This is a genomic window from Alloalcanivorax venustensis (assembly GCF_047495515.1).
GTDB classification, from domain to species: domain Bacteria; phylum Pseudomonadota; class Gammaproteobacteria; order Pseudomonadales; family Alcanivoracaceae; genus Alloalcanivorax; species Alloalcanivorax venustensis.
On record NZ_CP179934.1, the window covers coordinates 2,607,575 to 2,622,216 of the forward strand.

Here is a 14,642-nt window from a genome sequence, read left to right on the forward strand (position 1 = left end):
AGCTGTCCTTACTGAGGCTGCGATTGCAATGCACGATCAATCATGGCGTCCAGGGTGGCCGGCGGCAAATTGGCGTGCACCGGCAGCATCCACAGGCGCGGATCGTCGAAATCACGGCATTTTACCGCATCTTTTTCGGTCATGATCACCGGCCGGCCGTCGGCGAAGTCCAGGTCCGCGGCGGTGAAGCCATGATGGTCGGCGAAGGCGTGCGGGGTGACCGCCAGGCCGAGCAGCGCCAGGGTGCGGAAAAAGCGCTCCGGGTTGCCGATGCCGGCGACGCCGTGCACCGCCCCGTAACGCTCGCGGAACGCCGCCGCGTCCAGGGTCTCGCCGTCGCGCAACCGCACCAGATCGCCGGGCACCAGATGCATGGTGGTGGCGCCGGGCCAGGCGCCGCCGTTGGCGACCAGGAAATCCACCTGGGAAAGGCGGGACGCCGGCTCGCGCAGCGGGCCGGCCGGCAGGCAGCGTTGATTGCCGAGGCCGCGGCGGGCGTCGATCACCACCACCTCGCTGGAGCGCGGCAACGCATAGTGCTGCAGGCCGTCGTCGCTGATCACCAGGTCCGGCTGGAACTCCGTGACCGCCCGCCGCAGGGCGCGGTCTCGCTGAGGGTCCAGCACCACCGGCACCGCCGCGCGGCGCGCGATCAGCAGCGGTTCGTCGCCCACTTCACGGGGGTCGTCGTGCAACGCCACGACGCGTGGGTAGGCGTCCGCCCGGCCGCCATAGCCCCGGGAGATCACCACCGGGTTCAGGCCGCGCTCCCGGGCACGCCGGGCCAGGGCAATCACCAGCGGCGTTTTGCCGGTGCCGCCCACCGCCACGTTACCGACCACCAGCACCGGCACCGGCGGCCGCTCGGCGCGCCGCCGGAAGCGGCGCAGCCGGCGGCCGGCCACACGCCCCACCAGCCAGCCCAGCGGGCGCAGCGGCGTCAGCCAGCCGCTGCCTTCGTACCAGCCGCGCTCTACGCGGCGGCGCCAATCAACCATGGCCGTTGTCGGCGAAATCCATTTTGTAGAGCTGGGTGTAGAGTCCATTCTTTTCCAACAATTCGCTATGGGTGCCCTGCTCGATCAGCTGCCCCTGGTCCAGCACCAGAATGCGGTCCGCTTTCTCGATGGTGGACAGCCGATGGGCGATCACCAGGGTGGTGCGCCCTTCCATAAGACGCTCCAGCGCCTGTTGGATGTGGTGCTCCGACTCCGTGTCCAGGGCGCTGGTGGCCTCGTCGAGAATCAGAATCGGCGCGTCCTTGAGCAGCGCCCGCGCGATGGCGATGCGCTGGCGCTGGCCGCCGGAAAGCTGGGCGCCATCCTGGCCCACCTCGGTGTCCAGGCCGTGTTCCAGGCCCTGGATGAAGTCCCAGGCGTAGGCGTTGCGGGCGGCCTGTTCCACCTGGGCGTCGTCGGCGTCACGCATCTCGCCGTAGGCGATGTTATGGCGCACGGTGTCGTTAAACAGCACCACTTTCTGGCTGACCATGGCGATCTGACGGCGCAGATGGGCCAGCTTGTAGTCCGGCAACGGCACGCCGTCGAGCAGCACCTGACCCTGATCCGGGTCGAAGAAGCGCGGCAGCATCGCTGAAATGGTGCTCTTGCCCGCGCCCGAGCGGCCGATCAGCGCCACCGTCTCGCCGCTGTTGACCTTGAGACTGAGGTTGCGCAGCACCGGTTGTGCCGGGTCATAGCCGAAGGTGACGTCGCGGAATTCGATGTTGCCGTCGGTGCGCGGCAGGTCCTGGTCGCCTTCGTCCCGCTCTTCCGGGCGGTCCATCAGCTCGAACAACGAGGCCGCGCCGGTGACGCCACGCTGGATTTTCACGTTCACGTCGGTGAGCTGCTTGAGCGGCTTCTGGATCATCCCGGCGGCGGCGATGTAGGACAGGAAGCCGCCCACGGTCAGCGCTTCGCCCATCATCGTGATGTACAGATAGGTGACCGCGCCGATCGCCACCGACACGAACAGCTGCACGATCACCGTGGAGCCGATCTTGCTGGCGTTGAGTTTGGTGTTCTGACGGGCAAAGCGGCGGCTCACGGAATGAAAGCGGTCGGCCTCCAGCTTCTGGCCGCCGAAGATCTTCACCGCCTGGTTGCCCTCGATGGCTTCGCCGAGAAACTGGGTGATATTGCCCATGGAGCCCTGGATACGGCGGCTGATATGCCGGAAACGCTTGCTGGTGAGGTTCACCACCAGGCCCACCAGGGGCGCGGCGATCAGCAGGATCAGCGTCAGTTTCCAGTTCTGATACAGCAGGAAGGTGAGCAGCCCGATCACGGTAAGGCCCTCGCGCAGCATCACGATCAGGGCATCGGTGCCGGCGCTGGTGATCTGCTGGGCGTCGAAGATGATCTTCGACATGATCCGCCCGGAGGCGTTGTTGTTGTACTCCGCCTGCGGCAGACGCAGCACATGGCCGAACACGTCGTTGCGCAGCCGGTAGACGATTTCCTGGGCCACCCAGGTCATCGAATAACTGCCCATGAACTGGCCGAGCCCCTGGGCCAGCGCGATAAAGAACGGCGCGATGGAGACGATCACCACGCGGTGCGGTTCCGGGTTGACCACGGTCTCGCCCAGGTAGCCGGCCAGTTGCGCAGCGCCGGCCTGGGTGGCGGCGTAGATGGCGTAGCCGATGACACTGGCGAACAGGATCAGGGCGTGGGGCTTTACGTACGACAGCAGACGTTTGTACGTCTGCCAGGCATCATCCGGTAGTTGGCTCATTGGCCCTCTTCGTCGGCTTCGCGGGTGGTCAGCGACAGCTTATCAAAGCCCAGCTGCCCGGCCACATCCATCACCCGCACCACCGCCTGATAGCTGGCGTTGGCGTCGGCGGTGATGATCATCGGCAAGGCGGCTTTGTCCTGCCCCAGCCGGAGCAGCGCCGAACGCAGGCCCGCCTCACTGTTGTCGGTGAGTTTTTCACCGTTGATCAGATATTCCCCGAGCGGCGAGACCAGCACCTCCACCGCCTGCGCCGGGCTCTCCGGCGGCATGCCCTGCGCTTCCGGCAGGGTCAGTGAAAGCTGAGTCTCACGGGTAAAGGTGGTGGAAACCATGAAAAAGATCAGCAGCAGGAACACCACGTCGATCAGCGGCGTCAGGTTGACGCTGATCTCTTCCTGGCGCGGGCGCGGGAACTTCACGTTTTCTCTCCAGGAGTCTGCCCCGGAGTCGCCTCCCGCTCACCGTGGACCAGATCGACCAGGTGCACGGCGCTCTGCTCCATGCCCACGGTGATTTCCTCCACCCGGCGCACGAAAAAGCGATGGAAGAAGATCGCCGGGATCGCCACCACCAGACCGGCGGCGGTGGTCAGCAGGGCCTGGGAGATCCCCCCGGCCAGCTGCGCCGCGTCGCCGGTGCCGTGCATCATAATCGCGGCGAACACGTCGATCATGCCGATCACCGTACCCAGCAGCCCGAGCAGCGGCGCGATGGCCGCGATCGAACCCAGCGTGGAGAGGTACTTCTCCAGGTCGTGGACCACGCCGGTGGCCTCCTCCTGGATGCTTTCCTTCATGATGTCGCGGCCGTGGCGGGCATTGGCCAGCCCGGTGGCGAGAATCCGCCCCAGCGGCGACTCCTCGCGCAGCGTCTTGAGCCGCTGGGCGTTCAACTGGCCCTTTTTCAGCCAGCCGCGCACCTGCGGCAAGGTGCCCGGCGGCGCCAGCTTGTTCGGACGCAGAGTCCAGAAACGCTCACCGACGATGGCCAGCGCCACCACCGAGCTGATCAGGATCGGGAGCATCATCCAGCCCCCGGACTGCACAAGATCCTGCACGTTGCGATCCCCTTTTCACAGTTCCGGCTCGCGGTGCCAGGGCCGACCATGGGCCCGGCGCCACTTTGTTATGAGCGCGGCATTATCAGGGCCGCCCAGGCGAAACACAATCATGCCGGTCCGGTCGGTGCGCAGAAGCGTGACGCCGGCCGCCTCCAGCCGGTCGACCACGTCCGGGTCGGGATGGTCGAAGCGGTTGGCGTAACCCATCGACGCCACGGCCCAGCGCGGCGACACGGCCCGCAACCAGGCGGTTGACGAGGAGGAGTCGCTGCCGTGATGGGCAAGCTGCAGCACCGTCGTCGGAGCCACCCGCCCCAGCAGCCGGTATTCCACCTGTTTGGGGATGTCGCCGGTCAGCAGCGCACTGGCGCCCAGGGCGTCCACCCGCAGCACGCAGCTGGCGGCATTGCCCTGGTACGACCCGTCCGGCGGCCACAGCACCTCGAAGCGCACGCCGTCGAACCGCCATTGCTGCCCGGCCCGGCACGGTCGCGCCCCGTCCACCCGGTCGGGCTCGCCGCTCAGCAGGCGCCCGGTGTGCTCCAGATCCGCCAGGCCGCCGGCGTGGTCGCCGTCACCGTGGCTGACAATGGTGAGGTCCGGGGTCAGGCCATGGCGCCGCAGCCAGGGCAGCAACACGCTTTTCGCCGCCGACCCGCCGGCCCAGCCCGGCCCCAGGTCGTAAAGCACCAGGTGGCGCTGGGTACGCAGCGCCAGCGCCTGCCCCTGCCCCACCTCGAAAACGATCAGATCCAGCTGGCCCCGGGCCGGCGGCTCGGCGCCGGGCAACCACCAGGGCAGTAACCCCAACAGCAACAGCCGGCGCGGCCAGGGCCAGGCCGGTAACAGCCACAGCAACGCCGACCCCAGCAGCGCCAGACCGGCCCAACCGGGCGCCGGCGCCAGCGGCGGCGACGGCAGCCCGTGCAGGCCCTCCATCATCAGCACCGAGGCCTCCACGCCGGTGGCCGCCGCCAGCAGGATGGCGGGCACGTCCAGCGCCACGCCCAGCAGCGCCGCGGGCACCACCAGCAGGCTGAACAGCGGCACCAGCAACAGATTCGCCAACGGGCTCAGCCACGCCCAGGTATCGAACAACCAGGCCCCCAGCACCGCCATCAGCAGGGGTAGGCTGACCATCACCGGCCAGCGACCGCCGTCGATCAGCAACAGGATCACCGCCACCGCCGTGAACGACAACCACAGCCCGGCGGATAACGCCGCCAGCGGCTGCACCAGTAAAACCGCCAGCAACGCCAGCCCGAGCACGCTGCCCGCCGCCGGCCGCGCCCGGCGCAGCCGGCAGGCGGCCAGCACCGCCACCATGATCAGGGCGCGCTGGGTGGGCAGCGCGAAGCCCGCCAGCGCCGCGTAGCCGAGCGCCCCGGCCAGCGACGGGGCCCAGGCCCACTGCTGCAGGCTGAAGCGCCGCGCCGGCGGGCACGCAAGCCACAGCAGCGGCGCCAGCAGCCAGCGCCCCAGCCCCCACAGCAGGCCGGTGACCAGCGTCAGGTGCAGGCCTGAAATCGCCAGCAGGTGGGCGGTGCCCAGGTCGCGGAACAGCCGCCATAGCGGCGGCTCCAGACCACGGCGGTCGCCGGTGACCAGCGCCGGAATCACCGCGGCACCCGCGGGACTGACGGACAGCAGCTCCCTGACGCGCCGGGAAAGATCGGCGCGGCGGGCGTCCAGGCTGTCAGGCCGCCCCCGCTGGCGGATCACCGCCGTGAGCACGCCACGGGCGTCGATGCGGTCGGCGAGATCGAAACGGGCGCGGTCCGGCCCGGTCTGGTTGTACCAGCCATGGGGGAAGAAGAGACGCACCTTGCCGCGCAGCCGGTCACCGGCCTCCAGCGCCGGCAGCGGCGCCCAGGCCGTGACCCGCACCCGGTGACGGCCCGGCCAGGGCCGCTCGTCGACGGCCAGGCGCAGGTCCAGAATCATCCGCTGGCGGCGCAGGGTCTCGCCGAAGCGGCGGCGCGTGTCCGTGACCGGCAGCCCCACCACCCGGGCTTCCACGGTCAGCGGGGTGCCGTTCAGATACTCCGGCAGCCGGCGATCCAGCCCCTGCTCCAGGGCCAGCAGCCCGTAGGCCCAGGACAAGGCCAGCAGCAGGCACCAGCCGCGCCCGCGCGGCAGCGCCGCCGCCAGGGCCGCGCACACCGCCAGCGGCCACCAGAGGCCGCTCCAGACCGCCGCGATCATCGCCGCAGGGGAAAACCAGTATCGCATCCTTGCTCACCGGGTTGTTATGATCACGCCTCCATGTAACGGCGCGGCGTCTCGGTCACAGGTCGATGTAGGCGTACGCCGCCCGGGTCGGCATAATAGCGCCCGTCTTCCAGGGACCTTGCAGTTTCACATGCCCAAACATTTGTTCCGCAAATACCTGCCCTCGCCGGATCGCCTCAAAGGACACAAATCCCTGAGCTTCCTGGGAGAGGTATTGTCGGACCCCAACCTCTGGCACATAAACCGCCACTCCCTGGCCGGGGCCGCCTTTATCGGCGTGTTCACCGGGCTGCTGCCGATTCCCCTGCAAATGGGCCTGGCCGCCCTGCTGGCGGTGCGCTTCCATTGCAACCTGCCGCTTTCGGTAATGCTGGTGTGGATTTCCAACCCGGTCACCTATGTGCCGATCTTTTATTTCACCTACCGGGTGGGCGCCTGGATGACCGGGCTCACGCCCAGCTCCGACCACGCCATCAATGTCGCCTGGTTCGTGGAGCAGCTGGTGCCGTTGTGGATCGGCTCGCTGACCTGCGCGCTGATCGCCGGTCTGGCTTCCTATTTCACCGTCAAACTGTTCTGGCGGCTGGCGGTGGTGCGCAGTTGGAATCTTCGTGCCCGCCGCCGGCAGCGGCAGCAGTAACGCGCTGATCCCTACAGCCTAACGGCGACGGCGCCGCCGGCCTGTCAGCCAGCGGCGATAATCCGGGAAGGAAAAAACGGAAGGTGTTGTGCGCCGGCGGCTCAGGCCACCGGATGCAGCAGGCCGTCGTGCAGCTCGTGGCGGCTCTGGCAGCGGCCCGCGAAGTGATGATCGTGGGTAACCACCAGGAAAGCGGTGCCCAGGCGCTGGTTGAGCTCCAGCATCAGGTCCTGCACCTGGTCGGCGGTGCGCTCGTCCAGGTTACCGGTGGGCTCGTCGGCCATCACCAGCGCCGGGTCGGTCACCAGGGCGCGGGCGATCGCCACCCGCTGCCGCTCGCCGCCGCTCAGCTGCGCCGGCTTGTGCTCGGCGCGCGGCGCCAGGCCCACCTGATCCAGCAGTCGCTCGGCCCGTTGCGCGGCTTCCCCCGGCTTGAGGCCACGGATCAGCAACGGCATGGCCACGTTCTCCCGGGCGGTGAACTCCGGCAGCAGATGGTGGAACTGGTACACGAAGCCCAGATAATGATTGCGCAGCCGCCCCAGCGCCCGGTCATTGAGACCGGCCAGCGGCTGGCCGCCGATCTGCACGGTGCCCTCGCTGGGCACGTCCAGCCCGCCCAGCAGGTTGAGCAGCGTGGATTTGCCCGACCCGGAGGTGCCGATAATGGCGGCGATGTCGCCCCGGCGGACGGTCAGCTCCACGCCGTTGAGCACCTGCAGCTCGCCACGGCCTTCCGGGTAGCACTTGACCAGCCCGCGGGCCTCCAGCACCGACTCCTGATGTTCACCGTTACTCATAGCGCAGGGCCTCCGCGGGTCGCACCCGGCTGGCACGCCAGGATGGATACAGCGTGGCCGAGAAGCTGATCAGCATGGCGATGCCGACAATCACGGTGACGTCGCTCCATTTCAGCTGCGACGGCAGATAGTTGACGAAGTAGGCATCGAACAGACGGGTGTTGAAGGTGGCTTCCACCCAGGCCGCCACCTCGCTCACATTGGTGGCCAGCAGCACGCCGAGCACGGTGCCCAGGAAGGTGCCGGCCAGGCCGATCACCGTGCCCTGAACCATGAAGATGCGCATGATGGTGCCCGGCGAGGCGCCCAGGGTGCGCAACACGGCGATGTTGCCGCGCTTCTCGGTGACCAGCATCACCTGGCTGGAAATAATATTGAACGCGGCCACGGCGACGATGAAGCTGAGCAGCAGCGTCATCATGCTCTTTTCCATCTTGATGGCCTGGAACAGGTTGCCGTGGCTGCGGGTCCAGTCGCTGGTGTAGTAGTCCGGCCCCAGCGCCTGCTGAAGTTGCCAGCCGATCTCCGGCGCGGCGAACAGATCGGTGAGGCGCAGATGAATGCCCTCGACGGTGCCGGGCTGGCGTTCCAGCCGGGCGGCGTCCTCGTTGGCCACATAGGCGTAAAGACTGTCCACCTCGGCCCGCGCCCGGAAACGGCCGACCACGGTGAAACGCTTGAAGCGCGGCATCACCCCGGCCGGGGACACGCTGGCCTCCGGCAACACCAGGGTGATCTTGTCGCCGGTTTCAGCGCCCAGCTTACGGGCCAGCGCGTAACCCAGCACGATACCGAACTCACCGGGCTGCAGATCCTGGAGGTCACCGTCCCACATCATCTCATCGACGATGGACACGTCCTTCTCCGCCTCCGGCTCGATGCCGTTGACCAGCACCCCGGCCACGTTGCCCTCGTAGGTGAGCATGCCCTCGAGCTTGATGAACGGCGCCGCCGCTTCCACGCCCGGGTAGTCACGCACCTGGTCGGCCAGCGCCTGCCAGTCGGTGACCGGCTCGCGGCCGTGCACGGACAAATGGGTGACCATCCCCAGAATGCGGGTCTGAAGTTCCCGGTCGAAGCCGTTCATCACCGACAGAACGGTGATCAGAACGGCGACACCGAGCATCAGCCCGAGCGCGGAGATCAGGGTGATCACGGAGATGAAACTATTGCGGGCCCGGGCGCCGGTGTAGCGCAGACCCACGAACAGGGCAAAGGGTCGAAACATGGCGCGCATTTAAGCACTAAAACGGCGGCCTGTGCCAGTCGCTTTGTGACGACTATCCGCGACCACACAACGGCGATTTGATTCAATCCCGGCACCACAAAAAATCGTCGACGCGGGCGGCGGCGCGGGCAAGGCTAAACACCGTTTTACTTGAACAGAGGTTCACGCTGTCCGTACTATCAGTACCGGCTTATCCAAGGGGGAAGAGGTAATGGGCAAGATATTCACGGCGTTGGCACTGGCGACCACGATGTACTGGCCGGCCACGGCGTTGGCCGCGTCGGACCAGGACATCCCCGGCCGCGGCCTGAGCAAGGCCGAGGTGCGCGCGCAATTCGGCGAACCCCGGCATACCCGGCCGTCGGTGGGTAAACCGCCGATCACGCGCTGGGACTATGACGGCTTCAGTGTCTATTTTGAAAACGACACCAGCCTGCACAGCGTGCGCGAAAAAGAACGCGCGCCGGCGGCCGAGCCGTCCCCAGCCGGCGACGCGCCGGGCGAAGCCTCGGAGGCGCATTCCACCCTGGAAGCGGAAGTGGGCATTTCTCCGGCCAACGGCGAGGAGCCGCCCACGGAAGAGGAAGAGCAGGAAACCAATATCGAGGTGGAGACCTTCGATCCGCCGCGCAATAAAGAGGAAGAGGACGACGAAGCCAGTTCCGAATCCGATTCCGCGCCGGGCAGCACCGCGGTGCGCGCCAAAGCGGAAAGCGCCGAGGAGCGTGCAGAGAAGGATTCCGACGAACGTGCCGAAGAGGACGCCGACGACGACACCCGGGAGCGCACCGATGACGGCGCCTCGGACGACGCCGCCGAAGGCGATAAAGCAAGCGACGGACGTTTCCGCTTCGATCCGGCCACCGGCCGCATCGTCGTGGACGACCCCCGGGAAGACCAGGACAGTGACTGATCACCGCCACACCGAGCGCCGCCTGTTACCGGAGTGGCACCCCCAATGGGGCATCCTGCTGGCCTGGCCCGACGAGCACACCGACTGGGCCGGCCGGCTGTCCCCGGCACGCGACACCTATCTTGCCCTGATCAAGGCGCTGCTCGACCACGAAGCGGTGCTGCTGGTATGCCGCGACAGTGAAGCGGCGGAGACCGCCCGGACACTGATCGACGACAGCGGCGCCGACAGCCGCCGGCTGCGCATCCGCATCGCCGACTACAACGATACCTGGGCACGGGATTTCGGCCCCATCGCCGTGCAGGAAAACGGCGCGCCGGTGCTGCTGGATTTCCGTTTCACCGGCTGGGGCGGCAAATTCGAAGCGGCCCTCGACGACCGGCTCAACCGCGCCCTGCCCTGGCGCGTGACCCTGCATACGCAGGACCTGGTCCTGGAAGGCGGTGCCATCGACACCGACGGCCACGGCCATCTGCTCACCACCCGCGCCTGTCTGCGCAACCCCAACCGCAACCCGGCACTGGACGAGGCGACGCTGGAAAGCCGGCTGCGGGAATCCCTGGGCGTGGACACCATCTGGTGGCTCGACCACGGCCACCTGGAAGGCGACGACACCGACGCCCATGTGGACACCCTGGCGCGCTTCGTGAACGCCACCACCCTCGCCTATGTGCACTGCGACGACCCCGACGACAGCCATTACCCGGCGCTCTCCGCGATGGCCGCGCAACTGCGCGAGCTGGCCGACCGCGAAGGGCTCGACCTGGTGCCGCTGCCCATGGCCCGCGCCCAGTACAGCGACGACGGCGAGCGGCTGCCGGCCACCTACGCCAACTTCCTGATCACCAACCGCAAGATCCTGGTGCCGCTGTACGATTGCGACACCGATGACGCCGCCCTGAAGGCCTTCGCCGCCGTAGCCGGCGAGCGCCAGGTGCAGGGCATCCCCTGCCGACCGCTGATCGAACAGGGCGGCAGCCTGCATTGCATCACCATGCAACTGCCCGAGGGCGTGCTGGCCTGAGCCGGAAACTGCTATCCTTTTCACAACGCCCACTTTCCAACACCGCACCGGAAGAGACACCCACATGCGCGTTGCCGTGATACAGCAACAGAACACCGCCGACCTGGACGCCAACCTGGCCCGTTCCATGGACAAGATCCGCGAGGCCGCGGCCCAGGGGGCCCAGCTGGTGATGCTCCAGGAGCTGCACCGCAGCCTCTATTTCTGCCAGAGCGAAGACACCGCCATGTTCGATCTGGCGGAAACGGTGCCCGGCCCCAGCACCGACGCGCTGGGCGCGCTGGCCCGGGAACTGCAGGTGGTGATCGTCGCCAGCTTGTTCGAAAAGCGCGCCACCGGCCTCTACCACAACACCGCCGTGGTGCTGGAAAGCGACGGCCATCTGGCCGGCCTGTACCGCAAGATGCACATCCCCGACGACCCGGGCTTCTACGAGAAGTTTTATTTCACCCCCGGCGACGCCACCTTCAACGCCGGCCATTCCGGGTTCACGCCGATTCGCACCAGCGTCGGCAAGCTCGGGCTGCTGGTGTGCTGGGATCAGTGGTACCCGGAAGCGGCGCGCCTGATGGCGCTGGCCGGCGCCGATCTGCTGCTCTACCCCACCGCCATCGGCTGGGACCGCAGCGACGAGCCGGAAGAGCAGAACCGCCAGCTGGACGCCTGGATCACCGTGCAGCGCGCCCACGCGGTGGCCAACGGCCTGCCGGTGCTGGTCGCCAACCGCACCGGCTTCGAACCCGGCCCGGATGGCGCCGGCGGCATCGACTTCTGGGGCAACAGTTTTGTGTGCGGCCCACAGGGGGAATACCTGGCCCGCGCCGACCGGGACCAGGAACAGACGCTGGTGGTCGACCTGGACATGGCGCGCTCTGAAGAGGTCCGCCGCATCTGGCCTTACCTGCGCGACCGGCGCGTGGATGCCTACCAGGACCTCACCAAGCGCTACCGGGACTGACTAGGGCAGCAGTGTCCAGGCCAGATACAGCATGATCAGCACCTGCGCCACGAACAGAGTAGCGCGAACCAGCACCAGCGGCAGACTGGTGCCGATCAAATGCGCCGCGCTTTGCCCCAGACGACAAAAAATGAAGGCGCCGGCCAGTCCGTCCACCACCGCACTTTGTCCGGTGGCCGCGGCGGTTAGCACCAGGGCCGCGAACAGCGGCAGGTTTTCCAGACAGTTCAAATGGGCGCCTTTGGCACGTATCAGGAAAGCGGGGTCGTCAACCGGTTGGTTGCGCTCCCAGTGATTGGCCTTCTTGTTCCCCAGAAAAATCTGCGGCACCCGATAGCCAGCGTAGGTCATCGCCAGCAATAAACTCAGAATCACGAAGATCAGCAAAGCCGTAAAACCAGTCATTTTATTTCCCTTATCGCAGAGGCAAAGGCGGTCTGGGAGACCACGAGTATCTCAGAATGACACAGCGAAAATGAAAATGACGTTACCGAATGTAGTTCGGTGTCAGGCGCGCTTCTTTTCGATCCAGTAGAGGAACAGGTCCCCCCGCTGGCGCTGCTCCAGAAGCGTGTGGCCGAGAAACTGGCAAAACTTGGGAATATCCCGTTCCGTGGAGGGGTCGGTGGCGCGCACTTCCAACACATCGCCGGCGGCCATGTCGCGCACCTTGCCGTGCAGCAGCATCACCGGTTCCGGACAAACCAGGCCGGTGGCGTCGAGATGATGTTCAGCGTGCGGCGTATCAGTCATGGCAAAAAGGTCAGCCCAGTCGTTGCGGCGGCGGGCGCCAGAAAAGGGCCGCTATTATAACCAAGCCGCCAAGGCCCGCCGCAAGCAGGAAATGGCCGGCGTAGCCCAGCGCCGAAGCGCTGAAACCGCTGCCCAGCGTGAAAAGCCCCACCGCCATCAGGTACACCGATGCCTGCAGGGTGTAATCGCCACCCTCCCGGTCACGGCGGCAGTAGTCCATCATCACCACGAACAGGGCCACCGTGGAGAGGCCGTCCGCGAACTGCTCGAACAGCGCCACCGGCCAGATCCAGCCGGCCGCGCCGGCGGCCACCGCCCACCAGCCGACGAACGCCAGCGCCTGCAGCAAACCAAAGCCGATCAGCGCCGCCTTGCGGCTCAGCCACAGCATCAGCAGGCCGGCCAGCGCCGCCGCCAGTAACCCGGTCAGCGAGGCCGCCAGGTCCAACCGGCCGATGGCCGCCTGGCTCCAGCCCTCATCCACCAGAAACGGCTTGATCATCCGCGTGCCGAAGCCGTCACCGATCTTGTAGCCAAGCAGAATCACCACCCACAGCAGCAGGCCGGGCCGCTGCCAGAACCCCTGCCACTGGCGCCACCACCAGTGGCGCGATGTCCGTTCCGCCGGCGTCGGTATCGAAGGCGACGCCTCCAGGGGCTCGCGGAACAACGCCACCGGTATCAGCAATAACGCCACCGTGGCCGCCAGCAACCAGAGGCTGGCGCGCCAGCCGATCCAGTCGTTGGCCATCAGCAACAGGGCGCCGCTGAGAATCAGCCCGACCTTGTAGCCCAGCACCTGGACGCTGTTACCGGGCCCGCGCCATTCAGGACGCAGCAACCGCACGGCGAGGCCGTCGGCGGCGATATCCTGGGTGGCGCTGGCGGTGTTCAGCAGCAGCAACAGCAGTAACAGCAGCGGAAAGGCGTCGGCGAACCAGACCGCCCGCTCGGTGAAGGACAGCAGCAGCAGAATCAGCACCACCAGCGCCTGGCAGCCGATCACCCAGCGTTTGCGGTGGCCGGGGCGGCCCCGGCCGAGCCGGTCCACCCAGGGCGCCCACAGAAATTTCAGCGCCCAGGGCGCGGCGGCCAGGCCCAGCAGACCGATCCACTCCCGGGACAGGCCGCTCTCGCGGGCCAGGGACGGCACCGCCTTGGCCAGCAGGCCGGCGGGCAGGCCCTGCAGGAAATACAGCACCGCCAGGGTGCCCAGCAGCACCGGCAGCGCCGGCCGCCGCGCTTCAGGCATCGCGGCAGTCCACCCAGACGGTGATTTCCTCGCGGTCGTGATAGAGGTGCGCGGCCTGGATGCGGGCATCGGGGTACTGCCGCGACAGCCCCTCCTGGAGGCGCTCCAGCAAGGTGGCGGTCTCCCGGTAGCGGCGCGCCATCGGCAGCTTGAGATTGAACAAGGCGGTGCGGGCCCAGCCCTGCTGCAGCCACTTCTGCATCAGCGCCAGGGTGCGCGCCGGCTTGTCCACCACATCGCAGACCACCAGATCCACCGGCCGCTCCGGGCGCCAGGTGAAGGCGTCGCCGGCCACATGGCGCACCGGGTACTCGTCCATCAGGCGCGCGTCCAGCCGGCCATGGTCGACGCCGGTGACCTTGATGCCCAGCCGCGCCAGATGCCAGCTCCAGCCGCCGGGCGCCGCGCCCAGGTCCACGGCGGTGTGCAGACCCGGCGGCCGGCCCCGCCCGCAAAAACGCAGCAGCGCCTCTTCCAGCTTGAGCGCCGAACGGCTGGGCGCTTCCGGCGACAGCCGCAGGCGCATCAGGCCGCTCTCCGGCAACGGCAGCTCCGCCGGGCTGACACCGATCAGACCGTTGCGGGAGTCGTCGAAAAACAGATGCAAACGCTGCCGGGCATTGTTGCGCAGCAGGCCGTCCTTACGCAGCCGGGGCTCCAGCGCTTTGCGGAAGCCGCGCAGAAAACGGGCCAGCTCGCGGCCGTCATTGCTGTCCGCGTGCTCCAGATAGAGCTCGCTGAACGGCCCCAGCGCCCGTAGTGACGGCCACAGGGCGCCGATGCGATCGGTGTCCGGCAGGTCCTCAAAGCGATCCGGGCAGGGATACAGGCTGCGCGCGAACACCAGCCCGGTATCCAGCAACGACATCACGCTGCCCTGCTGGCTGTGCCAAAGCACATAGCCCTTGTTCTTGTCCGCGCGCGGGTAACCGGCCACGCCCATATCGGCGGCACGCTCGGTGAACTCCGCGGCCAGATCCGACTCGAACCCCGGCCGGCACAACGCCAGAAAAGTTTCCATAAAACGACAACTAGTGGTG

The 14,642-nt window shown here is 67.3% G+C and carries 15 protein-coding genes; 4 read left to right on the forward strand and 11 right to left on the reverse strand.

All coding sequences use genetic code 11. From position 1 onward, the window contains the following. Positions 1–8 precede the first annotated feature (8 nt). From lpxK to ACMG4O_RS12255, 5 genes are read right to left on the reverse strand one after another with little or no spacing between them, the layout of a single operon-like run. Positions 9–998, reverse strand: coding sequence for a tetraacyldisaccharide 4'-kinase (lpxK, locus tag ACMG4O_RS12235; protein ID WP_142949054.1), 990 nt, complete (start codon positions 996–998; stop codon positions 9–11). Then, the gene (gene msbA / locus ACMG4O_RS12240; protein WP_142949055.1) at positions 991–2,739 is read right to left on the reverse strand and encodes a lipid A export permease/ATP-binding protein MsbA; all 1,749 of its coding nucleotides are present in this window, start codon (positions 2,737–2,739) and stop codon (positions 991–993) included. The genes lpxK and msbA overlap by 8 nt, the downstream gene beginning before the upstream one ends. Further along, positions 2,736–3,161 (reverse strand): ExbD/TolR family protein, encoded by a 426-nt coding sequence (locus tag ACMG4O_RS12245; protein ID WP_067604772.1) that lies wholly within the window; start codon positions 3,159–3,161, stop codon positions 2,736–2,738. Before ACMG4O_RS12245 ends, msbA begins: the two co-directional genes overlap by 4 nt. Further along, positions 3,158–3,799, reverse strand: a complete 642-nt coding sequence (locus tag ACMG4O_RS12250) for a MotA/TolQ/ExbB proton channel family protein (RefSeq protein WP_142949056.1) — start codon at positions 3,797–3,799, stop codon at positions 3,158–3,160. The genes ACMG4O_RS12245 and ACMG4O_RS12250 overlap by 4 nt, the downstream gene beginning before the upstream one ends. Positions 3,800–3,814: 15 nt before the next feature. Then, positions 3,815–6,034 (reverse strand): DNA internalization-related competence protein ComEC/Rec2, encoded by a 2,220-nt coding sequence (locus tag ACMG4O_RS12255; RefSeq protein WP_370184063.1) that lies wholly within the window; start codon positions 6,032–6,034, stop codon positions 3,815–3,817. A 130-nt stretch (positions 6,035–6,164) separates the two neighbouring features. Here ACMG4O_RS12255 and ACMG4O_RS12260 point away from each other — a divergent pair, with 130 nt between their 5' ends. Beyond that, positions 6,165–6,674 (forward strand): DUF2062 domain-containing protein, encoded by a 510-nt coding sequence (locus ACMG4O_RS12260; RefSeq protein WP_142949058.1) that lies wholly within the window; start codon positions 6,165–6,167, stop codon positions 6,672–6,674. A 101-nt stretch (positions 6,675–6,775) separates the two neighbouring features. Here the strand turns inward: ACMG4O_RS12260 and ACMG4O_RS12265 are convergent, their stop codons facing one another. Further along, positions 6,776–7,474, reverse strand: a complete 699-nt coding sequence (locus ACMG4O_RS12265; protein WP_370201652.1) for an ABC transporter ATP-binding protein — start codon at positions 7,472–7,474, stop codon at positions 6,776–6,778. Next, entirely contained in the window at positions 7,467–8,702 is a 1,236-nt protein-coding gene (locus tag ACMG4O_RS12270; RefSeq protein ID WP_142949060.1) for a lipoprotein-releasing ABC transporter permease subunit, read from the reverse strand. Before ACMG4O_RS12270 ends, ACMG4O_RS12265 begins: the two co-directional genes overlap by 8 nt. A 211-nt stretch (positions 8,703–8,913) precedes the next feature. Here ACMG4O_RS12270 and ACMG4O_RS12275 point away from each other — a divergent pair, with 211 nt between their 5' ends. From ACMG4O_RS12275 to ACMG4O_RS12285, 3 genes are all read left to right on the forward strand, one after another. Further along, complete coding sequence (locus tag ACMG4O_RS12275; protein ID WP_228548052.1) at positions 8,914–9,615, forward strand: hypothetical protein; 702 nt, start codon at positions 8,914–8,916, stop codon at positions 9,613–9,615. Continuing rightward, entirely contained in the window at positions 9,608–10,639 is a 1,032-nt protein-coding gene (locus tag ACMG4O_RS12280) for an agmatine deiminase family protein (protein ID WP_370184058.1), read from the forward strand. Before ACMG4O_RS12275 ends, ACMG4O_RS12280 begins: the two co-directional genes overlap by 8 nt. Positions 10,640–10,703: 64 nt before the next feature. Further along, entirely contained in the window at positions 10,704–11,597 is an 894-nt protein-coding gene (locus ACMG4O_RS12285) for a carbon-nitrogen hydrolase (protein WP_370184055.1), read from the forward strand. On the opposite strand, the gene ACMG4O_RS12290 is transcribed toward ACMG4O_RS12285, so the two are convergent. The 4 genes from ACMG4O_RS12290 to rlmM form a co-directional block, all read right to left on the reverse strand. Continuing rightward, complete coding sequence (locus ACMG4O_RS12290; RefSeq protein WP_370184054.1) at positions 11,598–12,002, reverse strand: MAPEG family protein; 405 nt, start codon at positions 12,000–12,002, stop codon at positions 11,598–11,600. It abuts the gene before it with no gap. A 102-nt stretch (positions 12,003–12,104) separates the two neighbouring features. After that, positions 12,105–12,350, reverse strand: coding sequence for a sulfurtransferase TusA (tusA, locus tag ACMG4O_RS12295; RefSeq protein ID WP_370184052.1), 246 nt, complete (start codon positions 12,348–12,350; stop codon positions 12,105–12,107). A 10-nt stretch (positions 12,351–12,360) separates the two neighbouring features. Then, positions 12,361–13,602: an MFS transporter gene (locus tag ACMG4O_RS12300; RefSeq protein WP_370184050.1), complete on the reverse strand. Its 1,242-nt coding sequence runs from the start codon at positions 13,600–13,602 to the stop codon at positions 12,361–12,363. After that, positions 13,595–14,623: a 23S rRNA (cytidine(2498)-2'-O)-methyltransferase RlmM gene (gene rlmM / locus ACMG4O_RS12305; protein ID WP_370184047.1), complete on the reverse strand. Its 1,029-nt coding sequence runs from the start codon at positions 14,621–14,623 to the stop codon at positions 13,595–13,597. Before rlmM ends, ACMG4O_RS12300 begins: the two co-directional genes overlap by 8 nt. Between the last annotated feature and the right edge of the window lie 19 nt (positions 14,624–14,642).

Bases quoted from the DNA above. Each gene is read 5' to 3' on its own strand.
- ACMG4O_RS12260 (WP_142949058.1), top strand. From the start codon at position 6,165: ATGCCCAAACATTTGTTCCGCAAATACCTGCCCTCGCCGGATCGCCTC.
- ACMG4O_RS12275 (WP_228548052.1), top strand. From the start codon at position 8,914: ATGGGCAAGATATTCACGGCGTTGGCACTGGCGACCACGATGTACTGG.
- ACMG4O_RS12300 (WP_370184050.1), bottom strand. From the start codon at position 13,602: ATGCCTGAAGCGCGGCGGCCGGCGCTGCCGGTGCTGCTGGGCACCCTG.
- ACMG4O_RS12285 (WP_370184055.1), top strand. From the start codon at position 10,704: ATGCGCGTTGCCGTGATACAGCAACAGAACACCGCCGACCTGGACGCC.
- rlmM (WP_370184047.1), bottom strand. From the start codon at position 14,623: ATGGAAACTTTTCTGGCGTTGTGCCGGCCGGGGTTCGAGTCGGATCTG.
- ACMG4O_RS12290 (WP_370184054.1), bottom strand. From the start codon at position 12,002: ATGACTGGTTTTACGGCTTTGCTGATCTTCGTGATTCTGAGTTTATTG.
- ACMG4O_RS12255 (WP_370184063.1), bottom strand. From the start codon at position 6,034: ATGCGATACTGGTTTTCCCCTGCGGCGATGATCGCGGCGGTCTGGAGC.
- ACMG4O_RS12270 (WP_142949060.1), bottom strand. From the start codon at position 8,702: ATGTTTCGACCCTTTGCCCTGTTCGTGGGTCTGCGCTACACCGGCGCC.
- lpxK (WP_142949054.1), bottom strand. From the start codon at position 998: ATGGTTGATTGGCGCCGCCGCGTAGAGCGCGGCTGGTACGAAGGCAGC.
- tusA (WP_370184052.1), bottom strand. From the start codon at position 12,350: ATGACTGATACGCCGCACGCTGAACATCATCTCGACGCCACCGGCCTG.
- msbA (WP_142949055.1), bottom strand. From the start codon at position 2,739: ATGAGCCAACTACCGGATGATGCCTGGCAGACGTACAAACGTCTGCTG.
- ACMG4O_RS12265 (WP_370201652.1), bottom strand. From the start codon at position 7,474: ATGAGTAACGGTGAACATCAGGAGTCGGTGCTGGAGGCCCGCGGGCTG.